Here is a 17,999-nt window from a genome sequence, read left to right as displayed (position 1 = left end):
CGGGCTGCTCTTCCTTGCGCTTTTGCTCCTCGCCCTGAGCCGGCCCGCGATGGCCCAGACCACCTGGGTGGACCTGGCCGGCGGAACGGCTGGACTGACCAACGACGGCCAGACACGCACGCTGACCTGGGTGTGGACACCCGGCGGCGCATCCATCAGCGGCACTGTGGACATCACGCGCACGGGGGCGGGCGTGCACTATGTCTTCGCAGAGAGCCAGTTGGCCACGACGCAGATCTACAACCCTAGCTATGGCGAATACAACAACAGCCCCTATGCCATGTCGCTGGGCGGTGCGTCTGGCATCACACATTTCGGCTCCGAAGGGGAGTCACCCCGCGCGGTAGATGACGTGCCCGCCAGCGCCGTGTCCACGACCATCATCGATTTCCGCTTCGATGGCACCGTGAGCGCGCCGCGCAACACGATTCTGTCCCTGTTCGACCCTGGCGCCTGCGAGGTCTGCGGCCCGGCCAGCTACCGCTTCACGGCCTTCTACCGCGGCGTGCCCGTGGACACCAGCAACTGGACCGTGACCGTGGTCGACCCGTATTTGCCCGCACGCACCCCGGCCTTCTGGACCTGGGATGCGCCCACGGGAACTTACCGGCTGTCGCAGTACCCCTCGGCCGCTTCCGATCCTGGCTTCACCGACTACAACTTCCCCGACACGTTGGTGCTCATCGACACCCAGAACACCACCTTCGACCGCCTGGTGCTCACCGCCGACGGCGAGGCCTTCGACACCATGGCCCTGGGCATCGGGTCGGCCAACCGGCCCCAATTGCCGCTCACGCTGCAGGCAGGCTGGACCAACGCGACGGCGGCCGACGCCGTGGCGGTGGCCATCTCGGGCGCGGGTGCCGAGACGGCCACGGCCGGCAGCGCGGTGGCCCCGTCCGGCAGCACGCCGGCCAGCGCCAATGGCCTGCCGGGCCAGCCTGTGACCATCCGCGAGACCTTCACGCGCGGCCTGGCCGCCAACTACGACATCGGCTGGTCCTGCCGCCGGCTCAGCGACAACGCCGTGCTGGCCAGCGGCACCGGCGAGACCGGCAGCTTCACCATGCCGACCGACACCGGCGTGGCCTGTAGCTTCAGCAATGCAGGGCGCGCCGCGCTGAGCCTGGCCAAGCGCGTGCCCTACGGCCGCCGCAACGCGGGCGACCAGTTCGGCCTGGCCATCGCCGGGCCCGGCGCGCCGGCACCCGTCACGACCACGGGCAGCGGCAGCGCAGCCGGCGGCAGCGTGGCCGTGGCGGCGGCCACGGTGGGCAGCAGCTACACCTTGACCGAGACGGCGGCAGGCGGCGCCAACCTGTCCGAATACGCGAGCGGCTGGGCCTGCACCAACACGCTTGCCGGCGGGCAGACGCCGTTCGGCGACGGCACCAGCTTCTCGGTGACGCTGGTGGCCGGCGACAACCTCAGCTGCAGCTTCACCAACAGCGTGCGTCCGGCCGCCGACCTGCGCGTGCGCAAGAGCGTGCTGCCGGCCAGCGGCGGCCGCCCCGGCGAGGTGCTGACCTACACCATCGTGGCGGACAACCTGGGGCCGGACCCGGCCAACGGCGCGCTGCTGCGCGACGCACCTGGCGCGGGCCTGAACTGCAGCGCCCCCAGCAGCACGGCCAGCTGCACGGGCACGGGCGGCGCGGCCTGCGCGGCGCCCACGGTGCCGGTGGCCAGCCTGCTGGGCACGGGCGTGGCCATCGCGAGCTTTCCGGTCGGCGGGCAGGTCACGCTGACGCTGCAGTGCACGGTCACGGCGACCGGCACGCCTTGAGAGGCCCTCAGCCCGCCGCGCCCTGCCGCAGCGTGGCCAGGCCGATGCCGGCCGCGTCGAAGCCGCCGTCCACGGCCAGCAACTGGCCGTTGACGTAGCTGGCCGCCGGGCTGCACAGGAAGCCCACGGTCTCGGCGATCTCCTCGGGCGTGCCGTAGCGCTCCAGCGGAATCACGTCGTGGTAGTCCTTGCGGATGGCCGGGCTGTGCACCTGCTTGGCCATCTCGGTGTCCACCGGGCCCGGCGCCACGCAGTTCACGCGGATGCCTTGCGTGCCCAGTTCGGTGGCCTGCTGCTTCGTCAGATGGATCAGCGCGGCCTTGCTGGTGCCGTAGGCCACGCGCAGCGTGCTGGCGCGCAGGCCCGAGATCGAGGCGATGTTGACGATGGCGCCGCCACCGGCCGCCCGCATGTGCGGCACGCAGGCCTGGCTGCACAGGAAGGGGCCGTCCAGGTTCACGGCCAGCACGCGGCGCCAGTCGTCGAAGCCGGTCTCGGCGATGGGCTTGAAGATGGCGATGCCGGCGTTGTTGACGAGCGTGTCGATGCGGCCGAAGGCCTGGGCCACGCGGTCGATCGCGGCCTGCACCTGGGCCGGATCGGACACGTCGCAGGGCAGGCCCAGCACCGCGTCGGGAACCCCGAGCTCCGCGACCGTGCGCCGCAGCGCCTCGGCCTCGACGTCCAGCAAGGCCACGCGCTGGCCGCGCCCGAGAAACCAGCGCGCCACGGCCAGGCCGATGCCGCGGGCGCCGCCCGTGACGACGGCGACGGGGGTGGGAGAGGGGGAGGGGCTCATGGTTGTCTCGTGTGGTGTTGGCCGCGCTTATACCCCGATGCCAATAGAATGAGAACAAATCGCAACAACCCACCATGCACGCACCTGCCGTCCCCCGTTCCCATCTGCTGGCGCGCATCGCCGCCGCCGTCCTGGGCGGCTACGCCTTCTCCTGGGGCCTGGTGGCGCTGGGCATGGCCGGCCTGTTCGCGCTGGGCATGCCGTTCCACGACGCCGAACACCTGACGGCCATGCTGGCCATGCTGGTCTATCTCGTGGCCTTCCTGTGGGCCTTCGCGGCGCGCAGCCTGCCGCGCGTGTGGGGGGTGCTGGCCGGGGGTGGAGCGCTGATGGCGGGCGCGGCCACGCTGCTGCAAACCGCGCTGCTGCGCTGAGAGGACCGACGATGTTCCCCAATTTCCGCCTCGCCATGGCCTGGCTGCACACCTGGTTCGGCCTGGTGCTGGGCTTCGTGCTGATGGTTGTCTTCTTCTTCGGCGCGCTGTCGGTGTTCGACCGCGAGATCGACCGCTGGGCCATCCCGTCCTCGCGCTTCGCGCCGCAGCCCATGCCGTCCTACGACCGCCTGCTGCGCCCGATCTTCGACGCCATGCAGCCGACCGCGGAGAGCGTGGAGTTGATGCGTGACCGCGTGAACGGCCCCATGCCCGCGCGCTTCGACACCGTGCAGCGCCTGGGCGCCTACACCACGCACCGCGACCCGGTGCTGGGCATCTTCGCGGGCTTCGAAGTGCCCAATGCCAAGGACCCGGAGGAGCTGATCTGGGCCCTGCGCACCATCGACCCACGCAGCGGCGCCGCGCTGCCGGACGACCGGCTCAAGATCGGCAGCCAGTTCTTCTACCCGCTGCACTACAGCCTGACCCTGAACTGGATGAGCCTGGGCACCTGGATCGTCGGCTTCGCCGCGCTCATGATGCTGGCCGCACTGGTCAGCGGCGTGGTGATGCACAGGAAGATCTTCCGAGAGTTCTTCACCTTCCGGCCGAAGAAGGCCACGCAGCGCAGCGCGCTGGACCTGCACAACATGACGGGCGTGGTGGCCTTGCCCTTCCACTTCTTCTTCGCGTTCACGGGCCTGGTGATCTTCGCGGGCGTGTACTTCCCGGTCGGCCACACGCAGCTGAACCCGCTGCACGAGCTGCACGAGCAGCTGGAAGCCGAGGAGACCGGCCTGCCGCACAAGCGCGCGGGCGTGGCCGCGCCGCTGGCCTCGGTCGACGCCATGGTGGGCGAGGCCCAGCGCCGCTGGCACGACAAGGGCATGGCCGGCGAGGTCGGCTTCCTCGCGCTGCAGCACGTGGGCGACGCCAACGGCTACGTCAGCGTCTACCGCGCCGGCACCGACCGCATCGCGCTGGTCGGCGAAGGCATCCACTTCAAGGCATCGACGGGCGAACTGCTGCGCGAGGACCCGCCGCAAAGCGCGGTGGACAGCGTCAACGAGTTCCTGACCGGCCTGCACCTGCAGCACTTCCGCCACTGGCTGCTGCGCTGGTTCTACGTGCTGGGCGGGCTGGCCGGCTGCGTCTGCATCGCCACCGGCTTCGTGTTCTTCGTCGAGAAGCGCAAGAAGCAGCATGCCAGGCAGGGCATCCAGGGCGTGCGCCTGGTCGATGCGCTGGCCGTGACCACGGTGACGGGCATGCTGGTGGCCGCGCTCGGCATGCTGATCGCCAACCGCCTGCTGCCCGACAGGCTGCCGGCCGGCTGGCCCGGCCGTGGCGACCTGGAGCGCTACGTCTTCTGGGCCAGCTGGGTGCTGGCGCTCGCGCATGCGCTGTGGCGCAGCGCGCCCGTCGCCCAGGGCCGCAGCAACCCGGCCTGGCGCGAGCAATGCCTGGCCGTGGCCGTGCTCGCGCCGCTGGCCGTGGCGCTGAACTGGCTGACGACGGGCGACCACCTCTGGAAGACGCTGGGCGCGGGCTATTGGCCCGTGGCCGGCGTGGACCTGTTCCTGCTGGCCAGCGCGGGCCTGGCGGCGCTCGCTGCGGGCAAGCTGCGCCGCCGCGCCGCCGCGCAGGTGGCGATGCCGGGCCTGGCGCGGGAGACTGTCCATGCGTGATGCCTGGATGCTGGGCGCCGCCTTGCTGGCTGCCCTGGCCGGCATGGGCTGGCTGGCCCTGGCCATGGATGTGCACTGGGAGCAGGCCGGCGGCGCCGCCATGCAGGCGCCCGCACGGCTGCTGCGCGTGCTGGGCACCCTGGCGCTGGCAGGCTCGCTCTGGCTGTGCCTGGCGGTGGACCATGCCTCGATGGCCGCGCTGGTCTGGGTCATGGCGCTGGCCGCGGCCGCGCTCGCCGTGGCCATGGCGCTGAGCTGGCGGCCGCACTGGCTGCGCCTGCTGGTGCCGGGTGCGGCCAGGGCCTGAAGCTGGTGGCACCATACGCACCTGGGCCCGGCGCGGGCCCGCTCTGGATTTCCGCATGACCACGCCTTCCTTCGTTCCTCCGCTGACCCCGCCCGACCAGGTGCTCGCCACCGTGCAGCGCCAGGGCTACGCCGTGCTGGCCGCCACCACCGTGGCCGAACTGGCCGGCTGCGCGCCCGCGGCGCTACGCGTGCTCGAACCGTCCTGGTCCGACCTGCCGCCCGATGCCTACCTCAAGGACGGCGGACGCTACCGGCGTCGCCGCCACGCCAGCTGCATCGCCGAGGCCGGCCAGTTGCAGGCCGTGCCGCACCGCGCGCACTGGCAGCCGGTGGCCTACAACGCATTGCACGGCGGCATGGAGCGCTGGTTCGAGCCCATGCTGGCGGCCGACCTCGCACAGCCGGCCTGGCAGCAACTGGTGCTGGGCCTGGCCGGCCTGTGCAGCCGGCTGCGCGGCGACGCACAGGCGCGCTGGTACGTGGAGGCGCACCAGTTCCGCATCGACACCACCGACGGCATCGGCCGGCCCACGCCCGAGGGTGCGCACCGCGACGGCGTGGACTTCGTGGCCGTGGTGCTGGTGGGCCGCCAGGGCATCAAGGGCGGCGAGACGCGCGTGTTCGAGGCCGAAGGCCCCAACGGCCAGCGCTTCACGCTGACCGAGCCCTGGTCGCTGCTGTTCCTGGACGATGCGCGCGTGATCCACGAGTCCACGCCGATCCAGCCGGTGGAGGCGGGCGGGCACCGCGACACGCTGGTGCTGACCTTCCGCGCCAAGGGCTTCCAGGACGCTTGAGAACCGGGGGCGAGTGCGCCCCGGGTGCAGCGCCGCGCAGCGGCGTTTGTCAGTCCTGCGGCGCGCCCGGCAACAGGCGCAGGCCGATGCGGCGCGTCAGTTCCTCATAGGAGATCGGCGGCTGCACCTGCGCTGCGGCGCTGTTGGGCAGCCAGTGCGCCCAGGCCCGGTTGCTGCCCGCGTCGTAGACCAGCTTGAACATGGCCTCGGGCACCCAGACCCGGCCCGGCCCGAGCCGCGCGGGCCGCGGGCCGAACACCGGGCCCGTGATGACGTAGACATCGCCGCGGGCGCGGCGGACATACCGGCGCGTGTCCTGCTCGATGCGGTTCCAGGGGCCCTGGTTGGCGGCCGGCACCTGCGGCACCATGTTGGCCAGCGAGAAGCTCTGCGCGAAGCCTTGCGCACCGGTCATGTCGCCGGCCGGCACCACATGGCCGCGGTCCATGCGCTGGCCGTCGGGCAGCGTGGCGCGGTAGTCGTCCAGGGTGGCCCGTTCGGCGCGCGGCAGCCGGGCCTCCTCGTAGAAGGGGTTGCGGCCGCGCTTGCGCCTGGTGGCGTCCTCGAAATCGTGGCGGTTGAGCCGTTCCACGGCATAGACCGGTGTCTTGCTCGTGGCCGAGTAGAGGATGGCGAAGCCGTCGAAGCACAGGGGCCGCGTCGCATGCGCTTGGCCCTGCGGCAGTTGCGGCACATGGCGTTGCGGAAACAGGGCCAGGCAGCCCTCGAAGGCGGCCTCGGCCGGCAGGCTGGCCATGGCCAGCCAGGCGGCCGCGAAGCCGGCGCGCAGCAGCTGCCTCAAAGCACGCATCCGAAGGTGGCGGCCAGTGCGCCGAGGCCGGCGCTGCAGGCGGCCAAGGCCTTGGCATCGCGGTGGCTGCCGAGCGTGCGCTCGCGCCAGGCGGCGTGCATCAGGAAGAGGGCGACGAGCCCGAGCAGGGCGGTGTAGGCGTTCATGGCGATCGGAGAAAAGCAGGGGCCAGGGCGCGCCCGCGGGCGGCCCGGTGCCCGGGAGGGTTGGTGGGAAGGTTGCGCGCCATGGCCCACCGGCCGGCGCGCGGCGCATCACGCGGCCGGTGGCGGCGCGCGGGCGCGGTAGGTCGCAAGGACCAGCGTGGCGGTGGTGCCAGGCGCGGCCGGGGACGGCCGGGCCTGCGGGCTTGTCGGATGCGGGGTGGGCGCGCCGGGGCCGGCCAGCATGTCGTCGGCAGACGGAGTGGTCGTGCGCTGCAGGCGCTGGTGTTCGACCAAGGCGTCGGCGCGGTCGTGCCGTGCGCTGCCGTCGTGCCACTCGGCCGGCGCGCGTTCATCCTGCGTCACGGGCGCTTCGGCGTGGTGCAGGCCCGCGAACAGCAGCTGCAACAGCAGCCACAGCCCCAGCGTGGTGCGCGCGGCGTTCATGCGCAGGCGGCCAGCCAGGATCGACGGTGCGAAGGCGGCAGCAGGATCAGGAACTCCGGTGGCACATGGCGGGCGCGATGGTAGGCGCAGCGGCAACCGGTTCCCCCAATTCCCCTGGAACATCCTCCAAATGGAGGACGCGTCGCCGCGCGCGCCGACACCACGCGCGGGCAAGCCGGGTTACAAGGGGCGCGCCGTCGGCTGGGTGGGGGCCCTTGTACGGCGAGGGAGGAATGCCATGCAGGTCGGAACGGTCGTGCGCCGCGCGCTGGATGCGGCGCAGCACCTGGACGGTGCCACGCCGCCCTGGGCGGAGGTGCTGGAGGGTCTGGGCGAGTTGCTGGGCGGAGACTCGGCCGCCTACCTCGCCTTTGACAGCACACTGGGGCTGCAGGCCTTCGAATTCCGGGGTGGCGATGTCGCGGCGCGGCGCGACTATGCCGAGCACTACCACGCACACGACATCATGAAGCCGCCGGCCCGCGGGGCCGCGGCCGGCGTCTGGCTCGACAGCGCGCAGTGCTACCCGTCGGCGAGCCTGGAGCGCAACGTCTTCTATGCCGACTTCATGTGCAAGCACCGCCTGCGCCAGATCCTGGCGTTCATGACGGAGACATCGGCGACGCGGCTCAGCGCCATCAGCGTGCAACGCAGCCGGGTGGACGGGTGCATGGACGAGGTGCTGCGCTCCGCACCCGTGCGCGCGCTGACGCAGACGGTGGCGCAGGCGCTCGCGCGCCAGCGTGCGTGCGCCAGTCAGGCCATCGCCGCCGTGGAAGCGGCGCTGGCCTCGTTCGGGGAGGCCGTGCTGCTGGTCACGCCAAGCGGCGCGCCAGCCCATTCGCCGGGTCCTGCGGCGCTGGCCTGGTTCGGCAGGCCCGGTGCCCTGGTGCCGCGCGCCGGGCGTTTGCAGCACCGCGATCCCGCGGTGCAGGCCAACTGGCTGGCAGCGCTGCGCCAGGCCGCCGCCGGCCACACCCAGACGTTGGCACTGCCGGCCGGGCATGGCGCCGCGCACCGGCTCGCGCTGGCCGCCGCGCCGGCGCCGCTGTGCGGCAGCGAGGCCCTGGTGCTCGTGCGCATCGCGCCGGACCGTCAGCGCAAACCGCTGCAGACCGAGGTGTTGCGCCTGGCCTTCGGGCTCACGGCGGCCGAGGCCGGTGTGCTGGCTTCACTGGCCGATGGCCTCACGCCGGCCGAGCATGCGGCGCGCCAGGGTGTGGCGATCAGCACCGTGCGCACGCAGATCGCGGTGCTCATGGCCAAGATGGGCTGCTCGCGCCAGGTCGACCTCGTGCGCAAGGCCTGCGCGCTGGCCTAGGCGTCAGTGGTCTTCGCGTGGCGCGGCGCCGTCGTCGCGCACGGCCCGCGCTTGCATGCCCAGCGGCAGCCGCTGGATGGGCGCTGCCGGGCAACGGTTCAGCCGCGCCCGTACAGCCGTGTCAGCGTGGCGAGCTGCTCGGCATGCGCGGGCTGCACCATGTCCCAGCCGAAGCGCCAGGCCCAGTGGCCCTCGCCCTCGCCGGGCAGGTTCATGCGGTGCTCCGTTCCGAGGCCCAGCACGTCCTGCAGCGGCGCGATGGCCGTGTCGGCCACGCTGGCCCAGGCCAGGCGCATCAGGGCCCAGTGGATGCCGGGCGTGAGCTGCTCCGGATCCTGGCCCATGTAGGCCGCGGCCTGGACGCGCTCGGCCGCGCTGGCCGTGGCCCACCAGCCGCGCGTGGTGTCGTTGTCGTGCGTGCCGGTGTAGACCACGGTCGCGGCCTCGTAGTGGTGGGGCAGGTAGGGGTTCTCGGCCTTGCCGTCGAAGGCGAACTGCAGCACGCGCATGCCGGGCAGGTCGGCGCCGCGGCGCAGCGCGTCCACGTCGGGCGTGATGATGCCGAGGTCCTCCGCGATGATGGGCAGCGGGCCCAGCGCGGTGGCGATGGCCTCGAACAGCGCCGCGCCGGGGCCCGTGACCCAGCGGCCATGGATGGCCGTGGGTTCGCTGGCCGGGATCTCCCAATGGGCGGCGAAGCCGCGGAAGTGGTCGATGCGCACCACGTCCACGAGCGAGAAGGTGTGGCGGATGCGCGCCGTCCACCAGGCGTAGCCCTCGGCCGCGTGCGCGCTCCAGCGGTACAGTGGGTTGCCCCAGCGCTGGCCGGTGGCGCTGAAGTAGTCGGGCGGCACGCCGGCCACCACGCTCAGGCGGCCGTCGGGATCGAGTTCGAACAGGTCCTGCCGGGCCCAGACCTCGGCGCTCTGCGGCGCGATGAAGATGGGCGCGTCGCCGACGATGGACACGCCCTTGGCGTTGGCGTAGGTCTTGAGGCTGCGCCATTGCACGAAGAACTGCCATTGCACGAAGCGCCAGAACGCGATGCGGCCGGTGCGCTGGGCAGCGGCCTCGGCCAGCGCGGCGGGCTGGCGGCGTGCCAGCGGCGCGGGCCAGTCGGCCCAGTCGCGGCCGGGGTAGGCTTCACTGAGCGCCATGAACAGCGCGTAGTCCTCCAGCCAGGCCGCGTGCTCGGCGCAGAAGGCCTCGTGTGCGGCGCGCTGGGCGGGCAGGGCGTCGCTGGCGAAAGCCTGCGCAGCCTGGGCCAGCAGTTCCATGCGCCAGGGCACCATGGTGGCGAAGTCGATGCGCAGTGCGTCGAAGGCGGGCGGCCGTGCCAGCGCCGTGGCGGGCAGCCAGCCCTGGTCGGCCAGCGCCGCCAGGTCGACCAGCAGCACGTTGCCGGCGAAGGCCGAGGGGCTCATGTAGGGCGAGTTGCCGGGCCCCACGCCGCCGAGCGGCAGGATCTGCCAGAGCTTCTGGCCGGCCGTGGCCAGCCAGTCGACGAAGTGGTAGGCGGCCGGGCCGAGGTCGCCGGCGCCGTGCGGGCCGGGCAGGGAGGTGGGGTGCAGCAGGATGCCGCTGGCGCGGGGGAGTCGCATGGGGTCTCGTGCTAGGGATGGATCGTCATTGGCGATGCAAGCGGCGGGCCACGCCGAGCGGGCGTACGAATGGCTTGGGTTAGGCTTGGGTATTCTCTGCGCAAGCGGTGGAATGGGCGCACCCAGCGCGAACGGTCGGCTTGGCCATGCGGGGTGCCGCACCTTGCCCGTGGCACAAAGGAAGACTGACATGCTGGGTTCTTTGCAGCGGTGGGTTGCGCTGCTTCTGGCGGCCTGGGTCTTCGGCGCGGCGGCGGCCGGCACCGACGAGGACGCCATCGCGCTGCAACTGCGTCTGGTGGACGCCATCGCCAAGGCGGCAGAGCCGGCGGCTGCGCAGCACAAGCAGGTGCTGGAGACGGTGGAGAAGATCGCCTCGCAGACGCTGGCGTCGGCCGAATCGACGAGCGCGCACGTGCATGGCCTGGCGACCGCGTTCGCCTGGGCGCTGGGCGCCCTGGTCGCGCTGGCTGGCGCCGTGGGGTGGGGCGGCTTCGTCATGCTGCGCCGACGGCTGGAGCGCAGCGCGCAGGCGCAGGTCGCCACCGCGATCAGCACCGCGCTGACGGGCATCGAGCAGCGTATGGGCGACGTGCAGCGGGACATGGATGCCGGCCTGGGCGCGTTGAAGCAGCGCATGGAGCTCGCCGAGCGCGACCTCAAGGCGCAGGCCGAAGCCCGCATGATGGAGACGATTTCGCGGATCGGCGCCATCTCCCTGGGGATCATCCAGTATCTGCAGGACAAGGAGCCCGTGGTGCGCGACTGGCGCGCCGCGCCACAGCAGCCGCTTGCGCGCGACCGCATTGCGGGCCTGCTGATGCGCCTGGACACCATTGCATCGGAGGCCAGCGCCACCACGGCAGACCGGGTGACGAACTGGACCCACACCGAGCGTGCGGTGCTGTGCTACCTGGTGCACGACTTCGAGCTGGCGCATGCCCACCAGGTGCTGGCCTGCGAAGGCGTGGAGCCTGGCGACTACCGCTTCCTGGACCGCTACCAGAACCTTGCCTGCATGGCGTTCAAGGTCTTCCAGCTGTTTGGGAGCGCAGCCGCCCTTGGAAACGCGGAGCGGGCACTGTCCCTGCTGGAGGCTGCGGTCACGCCGACGCAAGCGGACGCCCTGATCCGGGAACCGGACCTGCAGGCGTTCTTCGTGCTTTACCCCGTACGGCTGCAGGCGCTCAAGGCGCGCACCAACGCGACACCGTGAGCCCGTGCAGGCGGGGTCGGGGCGGGCTCGGATCAGCCCAGGGGGCGGGGCTGGATCATGGCGCAGTGGAGCGAGGGCATGGGCGCACTATAAACCGCATCAGACTGGCGGTGCACGCCATGGCGCCAAGCACGTGCGTGGCACGGGGGTAGGCGGGCGCATCATGACAGGCCGGAGCCCTCGGCCGCGAGCAGGGACAGGCTCAACGCCGGCAAAGCATAGGCCTGCTCACCCTGGTCATACCAGCGCGAACGGCCCTGGGGATGGGTGCTGTCTAGCCAGCAGCGCCAGACACCGGCCGGCAGCAGGAACTCCGCGTCCGCTGTGCCGCCGTTGACCAGCAGCAGCAGTGGCGCCCTGGCGCGGCCCGGCTTGCCGATCAGGCAGCCCAGCACGCGTTGGCTGGCGTCCTGCCAGGCGTCGCCGGTCAGCAGGCTGCCGTCGGCCTGCAGCCAGGTCAGGTCGTGCAGGCCCAGCGGGTCCGACAGGCCGCTGTACCAGTGGCTGCCGAAGGGCAGGGCCTGGCGGCGCAGGGCCAGCACGCGGGCGGTGAAGGCGGTGAGGTCGGCATCGGCCTGGGACCAATCGATCCAGGTCGTGGCGTTGTCCTGGCAGTAAGGGTTGTTGTTGCCGCCCTGGCTGTGGCCCAGTTCGTCGCCGGCCGCCAGCATGGGCGTGCCCTGGGCCAGCAGCGCTGTGGCCAGCAGCACCCGCTGCAGCTTGGCGCGCAGCGCCAGCGCCTGCGGATCGCTGCTCGGCCCTTCTGCACCGCAGTTGAAGCCCAGGTTGTGGCCGTGGCCGTCGCGGTTGTTCTCGCCGTTGGCTTCGTTGCGGCGTTGCTCATAGGTCAACAGGTCGGCCAGCGTGAAGCCGTCGTGCGAGACCACGTAGTTGACCGATTCGCCGGGCACGCGGTTGCGCGGCTGGTAGAGGTCGGAGGAGCCGCACAGGCGCAGCGCGAACTCGCCGCGGTGGGCGGCCGGGCGGCCCGCGGCGGCCTGGGCCCAGAAGCCGCGCATGCTGTCGCGGAACTTGTCGTTCCACTCGATCCAGCCGCGCGGGAAGTTGCCGACCTGGTAGCCACCCGGGCCGATGTCCCAGGGCTCGGCGATCATCTTGACGCGCGAGAGCACCGGGTCTTGCGCGACGGCCGTGAAGAAGGGGCCGCTGCGTTCGAAGCCGTTGTCGCCGCGGCCAAGCACGGGCGCGAGGTCGAAGCGAAAGCCATCTACATGCATCTGCGTGACCCAGTAGCGCAGGCTGTCCATCACCAGCTGCAGCACGCGCGGCTGGCGGATGTCCAGTGTGTTGCCGCAGCCCGTGTGGTTCTCGTACAGCGCCTTCTGCTCGGGCGGCAGGCGGTAGTACAGCGCGTTGTCCAGGCCGCGGAAGGACAGCGTGGGCCCGGTCTCGTCGGTCTCGGCCGTGTGGTTGTAGACCACATCCAGCAGCACCTCGATGCCGGCCGCGTGCAAGGCCGCCACCATGGCGCGGAACTCGGCGCGCTGGGCGGCGCCGCCCTGGCTGCTGGCCAGGCGCGCAGAAGGGCAGAAGAAGCCCAGCGTGTTGTAGCCCCAGTAGTTCGTGAGGCCCATGTTCACGAGCCGCTGCTCGTCGAGCGCGTAGTGCACGGGCAGCAGGCTCACGGCCGTGATGCCGAGTCGCCTCAAGTGCGCGATCGAGGCCGGATGCGCCAGGCCGGCATAGCTGCCGCGCAGCGCCTCGGGCACGGCCGCGTTGCGGGCCGAGAAGCCCTTGACGTGGACCTCGTAGAGCACGCTGTCCACGAGCGGCGTGCGCGGCGGCTCGTCGCCAGCCCAGTCGTGGTCGTCGTGCACCACGCGGGCCTTGAGCGCGCATGCCGCGTTGTCGGCCTGGTCCATGTGCAGCGGATGGCGCAGGTCGGCGCCGAAGTGCTCGTCGCGCCAGGCGAAGTGGCCGACGATCTCGCGCGCATACGGGTCCAGCAGCAGCTTGAACGGGTTGAAGCGATGGCCGCGCTCGGGGCGCCAGGGACCGTGCGCGCGCAGCCCGTAGACCAGGCCGGGCAGGGCGCCCGGCAGGTAGCCGTGCCAGACGTCGTTGCTGTGGCCGGGCAGGGCGATGCGTGCGGTCTCCTTCTGTCCGGTCGCGTCATACAGGCACAGCTCCATGGCCTGGGCGTGCTCGGAGACGATCGCGAAGTTGACGCCCTTGCCGTCGAAATGCGCACCCAGCGGCCAGGGCTGGCCGGGTTGCAGGGCGTGGACGTCAGGCTTCCTCATGGAGTCCATTCGAGGAACACCGTGGACAGCGGCGGCAAGGTCAGCAACACCGAATGCGTCCTCCCATGCGACGGGATCGGTTCGGTGCCCGCCACGCCCCAGGGCGTGCCCGCATTGCTGCCGCCGTAGTGCACGGAATCGGTGTTGAGCCGTTCGTGCCAGCGCCCCGGCCGCGGCACGCCCAGGCGCCAGTCGCGCCGCACCACGGGCGTGAGGTTGCACACCACCAGCATGGTCTGGCCCTCCTCGCGGCCATGGCGCGCGAAGGCGAAGATGCTGTGCTGCGAATCGTCCGCCTCGATCCATTCGAAGCCGGCGGGAACGCTGTCCTGTGTGTGCAGGGCCGGGTGGTGGCGCAGCACGCGGTTGAGGTCGCGCACCAGGGTCTGCACGCCGGCATGCAGGCCGTCGCCGAGCAGGTGCCAGTCCAGGCTGGCCTCGTGGTTCCATTCGCGCGCCTGGCCGAATTCGCAGCCCATGAACAGCAGCTTCTTGCCCGGGTGCGCCCACATGTAGCCGTACAGCGCGCGCAGGTTGGCGAACTGCTGCCAGCGGTCGCCCGGCATGCGCGTGAGCAGCGAGCCCTTGCCGTGCACCACCTCGTCGTGCGAGAAGGGCAGCACGAACTGCTCGCTGTAGGCGTAGACCATGCTGAAGGTCAGCTCGTGGTGGTGGTGGCGCCGGTGCACGGGTTCGCGGCCGAAGTAACGCAGCGTGTCGTGCATCCAGCCCATGTTCCACTTGTAGTGAAAGCCCAGGCCGCCCGCGAAGGTCGGGCGCGAGACGCCGAGGAACGAGGTCGACTCCTCGGCCACGGTGGTGGCCTCGGGCCGCTCGGCGCCGACCACCTCGTTCATGCGCTTGAGGAAGTCGATGGCTTCCAGGTTCTCACGGCCGCCGTGGCGGTTCGGGATCCACTCGCCATCCTTGCGGCTGTAGTCGCGGTAGAGCATGGAGGCGACGGCGTCCACGCGCAGGCCGTCCACGCCATGGCGCTCCAGCCAGTACAGCGCGTTGCCGACCAGGAAGTTGCGCACCTCGGTGCGGCCGAAGTTGTAGATCAGCGTGTTCCAGTCCTGGTGGAAGCCTTCGCGCGGGTCGGCATGCTCGTACAGCGGCGTGCCGTCGAAGCGGGCCAGGCCGTGCGCATCGCTGGGGAAGTGCGCGGGCACCCAGTCCAGCAGCACGCCCAGGCCCTGGGCATGGGCCCGGGCGACGAAGCGCGTGAAGCCGGCCGCATCGCCGAAGCGCGCGGTCGGCGCGTACAGGCCGATCGGCTGGTAGCCCCAGGAGCCGTCGAACGGATGCTCGCTGATGGGCAGCAGCTCCAGGTGCGTGAAACCCATGTCCAGCGCGTAGGGGATCAGCTCGGCCGCCAGTTCGTCCCAATCGAGCCAGCGGTTGCCGTCTTCGGGCTTGCGGCGCCAGCTGGCCAGGTGCACCTCGTAGATGCTGATGGGCGCATCCACGGCGTTGGCGGCCTGGCGCTCGGCGCTGGCCGGCACCAGGGCCGGCAGCGTTGCGACCTGGCTGGCGGTCTCGGGGCGCAGTTGCGCGGCCAGTGCGTAGGGGTCGGACTTGAGCGGCAGCAGTTGGCCGTGGGCGTCCTCCAGCTCGTACTTGTAGAGCGCGCCGGGGCCCACGCCCGGCACGAAGGCTTCCCACAGGCCGGCGCTGGGCCGCGCCTGCATGGGGTGCGCGCGGCCGTCCCAGGCGTTGAAGTCGCCGACCACGCTCACGCGCCGCGCGTTCGGCGCCCAGACCGCGAAGCGCGTGCCCGCCGCGCCCCGGTGCGTGAACGCATGCGCGCCCAGCACCTCGTAGGGCCGCAGGTGTGTGCCCTCGGCCAGCAGCCACAGGTCGGTGTCGGAGATCAGGAAGTCGCTCTGTGCTGGGCTGGGGGCGGATGGGGTCATGGTTTCGGTTCGATGCGCCAGATCTGGCGGGCGTACTCCCTGATCGTACGGTCAGACGAGAACACCCCCATGCCGGCCACGTTGGCGATGGCGCGCTGGCACCAGGCCGCCGGCTCGCGGTACAGCGCGTCGACCTTGCCCTGCGTGGCCACGTAACTGGCGTAGTCGGCCAGCAGCATGTAGTGGTCGCCGCCCCACAGCAGCGCATCGACCAGGCCGCGGTAGCGGCCCGGCTCCTCGGGCGAGAACTGGCCGCCCGTGATCGCGTCCAGCACGGCCTTCAGGTCCGGCTGGCCCTCGTAGTGGCGCATGGGCTGGTAGCCGCTCGCGCGCAGGGCCTGCACCTCGGGCGTCTTCAGGCCGAAGATGAAGATGTTGGCGTCGCCCACGGCTTCGCGGATCTCGATGTTGGCGCCATCGTCGGTGCCGATGGTCAGCGCGCCGTTGAGTGCCAGCTTCATGTTGCCGGTGCCCGAGGCCTCGGTGCCGGCCGTGGAGATCTGCTCGGAGAGGTCGGCGCCCGGCATGATGGTCTCGGCCACCGAGACGCCGTAGTTGGGGATGAACACCAGCTTGAGCAGGTCGCCCACGCGCGGGTCGTTGTTGATCACGCGGCCGGCCTCGTGGATCAGCCGGATGATGTTCTTGGCCATGTGGTAGCTGGACGCGGCCTTGCCCGCGAACAGCACCACGCGCGGCACCCAGCCCTGGCCGTCCAGGCCCTTGGGGTTGGCCAGGATGGCCTGGTAGCGGCCGATCACGTGCAGCACGTTGAGCAGCTGGCGCTTGTACTCGTGGATGCGCTTGACCTGCACGTCGAACAGCGCGTCGGGGTTGACCTGCACGCCGGTGGTGCGCGCGATCAGCGCGGCGAGCCGCGCCTTGTTGGCGCGCTTGACGTCCATGAACTCGGCCCGCACCTCCGGGTTGCCGGCCAGCGCGGCCAGCTTGTGCAGCTCGTCCAGGTCGCGGCGCCAGCCATGGCCGATGTGGCGGTCCAGCAGGCTGGACAGCCCCGGGTTGGCCTGCGACAGCCAGCGCCGCGGCGTGACGCCGTTGGTCATGTTGGTGAAGCGCTCGGGCCAGATGGCGGCGAAGTCCGCGAAGATGGTCTGCACCAGCAGGTCGGAGTGCAGCTTGGACACGCCGTTGACCTTGTGGCTGCCGACGATGGACAGGTTGGCCATGCGCACGCGGCGCTCGCCGGCCTCGTCGATCAGCGACAGCCGCGACAGGAAGCCGTTGTCGCCGGGCCGGTGCTGGGCCGCGAAGTCCAGGAACTCCTTGTTGATGCGGAAGATGATCTCCAGGTGCCGCGGCAGCACGTGCTGCATGAGGCCCACCGGCCAGGTCTCCAGCGCCTCGGGCATCAGCGTGTGGTTGGTGTAGCTGAAGGTGCGCTTGCACAGGGCCCAGGCCGGCGTCCAGTCCATGCCATGTTCGTCCACCAGCACGCGCATGAGCTCGGCCACGCCGATGGCCGGGTGCGTGTCGTTGAGGTGGATGGCCACCTGGTCGGCCAGGTTGCTCAAGGTGCCGTGCTCGTCCAGGTGGCGCTTGACCATGTCCTGGATGGAGGCGGCGACGAAGAAGTACTCCTGCTTCAGGCGCAGCTCGCGGCCGGCCGGCGTGCTGTCGTTGGGGTAGAGCACCCAGGAAATGTTCTCGTATTCGTTCTTGGCCGTGGCAGCGCGCTGGTAGTCGCCGGTGTTGAAGGCGTTGAGGTCGATGTGCGCCGGCGCCGTGGCCTTCCACAGCCTGAGCGTGCTGACCTTCTTGGTGCCGTGGCCCGGGATCACCATGTCGTAGGCCTTGGCCGCGACCTCGGCAGCCGGGCGCCAGATGGCCTTGCCGTCCACATGCTCGACCCAGCCGCCGAAGCGCACCGGGTAGCTCAGTTCCCAGCGCGGAAACTCCCAGGGCGTGCCGTCCTTGAGCCAGGGGTCGGGGTGCTCGACCTGGGCGCCGTTCTGGATCTCCTGCGCGAACATGCCGTATTCGTAGCGGATGCCGTAGCCGAACGATGGCAGGCCCAGCGAAGCCATCGAATCGAGGAAGCAGGCCGCCAGCCGGCCCAGGCCGCCGTTGCCGAGCGCGGCATCGGGCTCGTGGTCAGCGACCTCTTCCATGGCCTTGGCGTGGGCGCCCAGGGCCTCGGCGGCGCCGTCGTTCTGCCCCAGCGCGGCGAGCGCGTTGGACAGCGTGCGGCCGATCAGGAACTCCATCGACAGGTAGTACACCCGCCGCGCCCGCGCGCCGCGGTCGGCGGCCTGGGTCTGCACCCAGCGTTGCGACAGCTCGGCCCGCGCGGCCTGCGAGACCGCGTGCATGAGTTCGGTGGAGCTGGCGGCAGCCGGGGCCACGCCCACGGTGTGCAGCAGATGCTCCTCGGTGCGGGCGGCAAAGCTGTGGCTGGAGGGGGTTGGGCTCATGGCGTTCCTTGTTGTTGGGGCCCCGTGGCGCGGGGCGGATGGGCATGCCCGCTCTAGCAGGGTCCATGCCAGGTGGGTGTGGATTTCTCGCA

15 protein-coding genes are annotated in these 17,999 nt (G+C 71.3%); 7 read left to right on the top strand and 8 right to left on the bottom strand.

Annotated features, from left to right (window positions below):
* Nucleotides 1-49 precede the first annotated feature (49 nt).
* Nucleotides 50-1,786, top strand: coding sequence for a prealbumin-like fold domain-containing protein (locus ACSQ4M_RS23890; protein ID WP_436191897.1), 1,737 nt, complete (start codon nucleotides 50-52; stop codon nucleotides 1,784-1,786).
* Between the two features lie 7 nt (nucleotides 1,787-1,793).
* Here ACSQ4M_RS23890 and ACSQ4M_RS23885 read toward each other — a convergent pair whose 3' ends face one another.
* The gene (locus ACSQ4M_RS23885) at nucleotides 1,794-2,585 is read right to left on the bottom strand and encodes an SDR family NAD(P)-dependent oxidoreductase (protein ID WP_436191896.1); all 792 of its coding nucleotides are present in this window, start codon (nucleotides 2,583-2,585) and stop codon (nucleotides 1,794-1,796) included.
* A 74-nt stretch (nucleotides 2,586-2,659) separates the two neighbouring features.
* Between ACSQ4M_RS23885 and ACSQ4M_RS23880 the strand changes: the two genes are divergently transcribed.
* Genes ACSQ4M_RS23880 through ACSQ4M_RS23865 form a run of 4 tightly spaced genes read left to right on the top strand, consistent with a single transcriptional unit; the run spans nucleotide 2,660 to nucleotide 5,756 of the window.
* On the top strand, nucleotides 2,660-2,959 hold the full coding sequence (locus ACSQ4M_RS23880; protein WP_436191895.1) for an iron uptake protein: 300 nt from the start codon (nucleotides 2,660-2,662) through the stop codon (nucleotides 2,957-2,959).
* A gap of 11 nt (nucleotides 2,960-2,970) precedes the next feature.
* A complete protein-coding gene (locus ACSQ4M_RS23875) occupies nucleotides 2,971-4,650 on the top strand; it encodes a PepSY-associated TM helix domain-containing protein (protein WP_436191894.1) in 1,680 nt (559 codons plus the stop codon).
* A complete protein-coding gene (locus tag ACSQ4M_RS23870; protein WP_436191893.1) occupies nucleotides 4,643-4,957 on the top strand; it encodes a DUF3325 domain-containing protein in 315 nt (104 codons plus the stop codon). Before ACSQ4M_RS23875 ends, ACSQ4M_RS23870 begins: the two co-directional genes overlap by 8 nt.
* Before the next feature lie 55 nt (nucleotides 4,958-5,012).
* Nucleotides 5,013-5,756, top strand: coding sequence for a 2OG-Fe dioxygenase family protein (locus ACSQ4M_RS23865; protein WP_436191892.1), 744 nt, complete (start codon nucleotides 5,013-5,015; stop codon nucleotides 5,754-5,756).
* A 49-nt stretch (nucleotides 5,757-5,805) separates the two neighbouring features.
* On the opposite strand, the gene ACSQ4M_RS23860 is transcribed toward ACSQ4M_RS23865, so the two are convergent.
* The 3 genes from ACSQ4M_RS23860 to ACSQ4M_RS23850 form a co-directional block, all read right to left on the bottom strand.
* The gene (locus tag ACSQ4M_RS23860; RefSeq protein ID WP_436191891.1) at nucleotides 5,806-6,567 is read right to left on the bottom strand and encodes a DNA/RNA non-specific endonuclease; all 762 of its coding nucleotides are present in this window, start codon (nucleotides 6,565-6,567) and stop codon (nucleotides 5,806-5,808) included.
* Nucleotides 6,555-6,713, bottom strand: a complete 159-nt coding sequence (locus ACSQ4M_RS23855; RefSeq protein WP_436191890.1) for a hypothetical protein — start codon at nucleotides 6,711-6,713, stop codon at nucleotides 6,555-6,557. The genes ACSQ4M_RS23860 and ACSQ4M_RS23855 overlap by 13 nt, the downstream gene beginning before the upstream one ends.
* 108 nt (nucleotides 6,714-6,821) lie before the next feature.
* Nucleotides 6,822-7,157, bottom strand: coding sequence for a hypothetical protein (locus ACSQ4M_RS23850; protein WP_436191889.1), 336 nt, complete (start codon nucleotides 7,155-7,157; stop codon nucleotides 6,822-6,824).
* A 238-nt stretch (nucleotides 7,158-7,395) separates the two neighbouring features.
* On the opposite strand from ACSQ4M_RS23850, the gene ACSQ4M_RS23845 reads away from it, so the two are divergent.
* Nucleotides 7,396-8,478 (top strand): helix-turn-helix transcriptional regulator, encoded by a 1,083-nt coding sequence (locus ACSQ4M_RS23845; protein WP_436191888.1) that lies wholly within the window; start codon nucleotides 7,396-7,398, stop codon nucleotides 8,476-8,478.
* A gap of 98 nt (nucleotides 8,479-8,576) precedes the next feature.
* Here the strand turns inward: ACSQ4M_RS23845 and malQ are convergent, their stop codons facing one another.
* Nucleotides 8,577-10,079 (bottom strand): 4-alpha-glucanotransferase, encoded by a 1,503-nt coding sequence (gene malQ, locus ACSQ4M_RS23840; protein WP_436191887.1) that lies wholly within the window; start codon nucleotides 10,077-10,079, stop codon nucleotides 8,577-8,579.
* Nucleotides 10,080-10,269: 190 nt separating this feature from the next.
* Here malQ and ACSQ4M_RS23835 point away from each other — a divergent pair, with 190 nt between their 5' ends.
* Nucleotides 10,270-11,295 (top strand): hypothetical protein, encoded by a 1,026-nt coding sequence (locus ACSQ4M_RS23835; protein ID WP_436191886.1) that lies wholly within the window; start codon nucleotides 10,270-10,272, stop codon nucleotides 11,293-11,295.
* A 161-nt stretch (nucleotides 11,296-11,456) separates the two neighbouring features.
* Here ACSQ4M_RS23835 and glgX read toward each other — a convergent pair whose 3' ends face one another.
* From glgX to ACSQ4M_RS23820, 3 genes are read right to left on the bottom strand one after another with little or no spacing between them, the layout of a single operon-like run.
* Complete coding sequence (gene glgX / locus ACSQ4M_RS23830; RefSeq protein WP_436191885.1) at nucleotides 11,457-13,559, bottom strand: glycogen debranching protein GlgX; 2,103 nt, start codon at nucleotides 13,557-13,559, stop codon at nucleotides 11,457-11,459.
* Complete coding sequence (gene glgB, locus ACSQ4M_RS23825; RefSeq protein ID WP_436191884.1) at nucleotides 13,556-15,475, bottom strand: 1,4-alpha-glucan branching protein GlgB; 1,920 nt, start codon at nucleotides 15,473-15,475, stop codon at nucleotides 13,556-13,558. The genes glgX and glgB overlap by 4 nt, the downstream gene beginning before the upstream one ends.
* Entirely contained in the window at nucleotides 15,472-17,907 is a 2,436-nt protein-coding gene (locus ACSQ4M_RS23820) for a glycogen/starch/alpha-glucan phosphorylase (protein WP_436191883.1), read from the bottom strand. The genes glgB and ACSQ4M_RS23820 overlap by 4 nt, the downstream gene beginning before the upstream one ends.
* Between the last annotated feature and the right edge of the window lie 92 nt (nucleotides 17,908-17,999).

The organism is Pseudorhodoferax sp. LjRoot39 (genome assembly GCF_964253035.1).
GTDB lineage: Bacteria > Pseudomonadota > Gammaproteobacteria > Burkholderiales > Burkholderiaceae_C > Pseudorhodoferax.
Note: the sequence above shows the minus strand (reverse complement) of the source record. Positions and strands in the feature narration are given on the sequence as shown.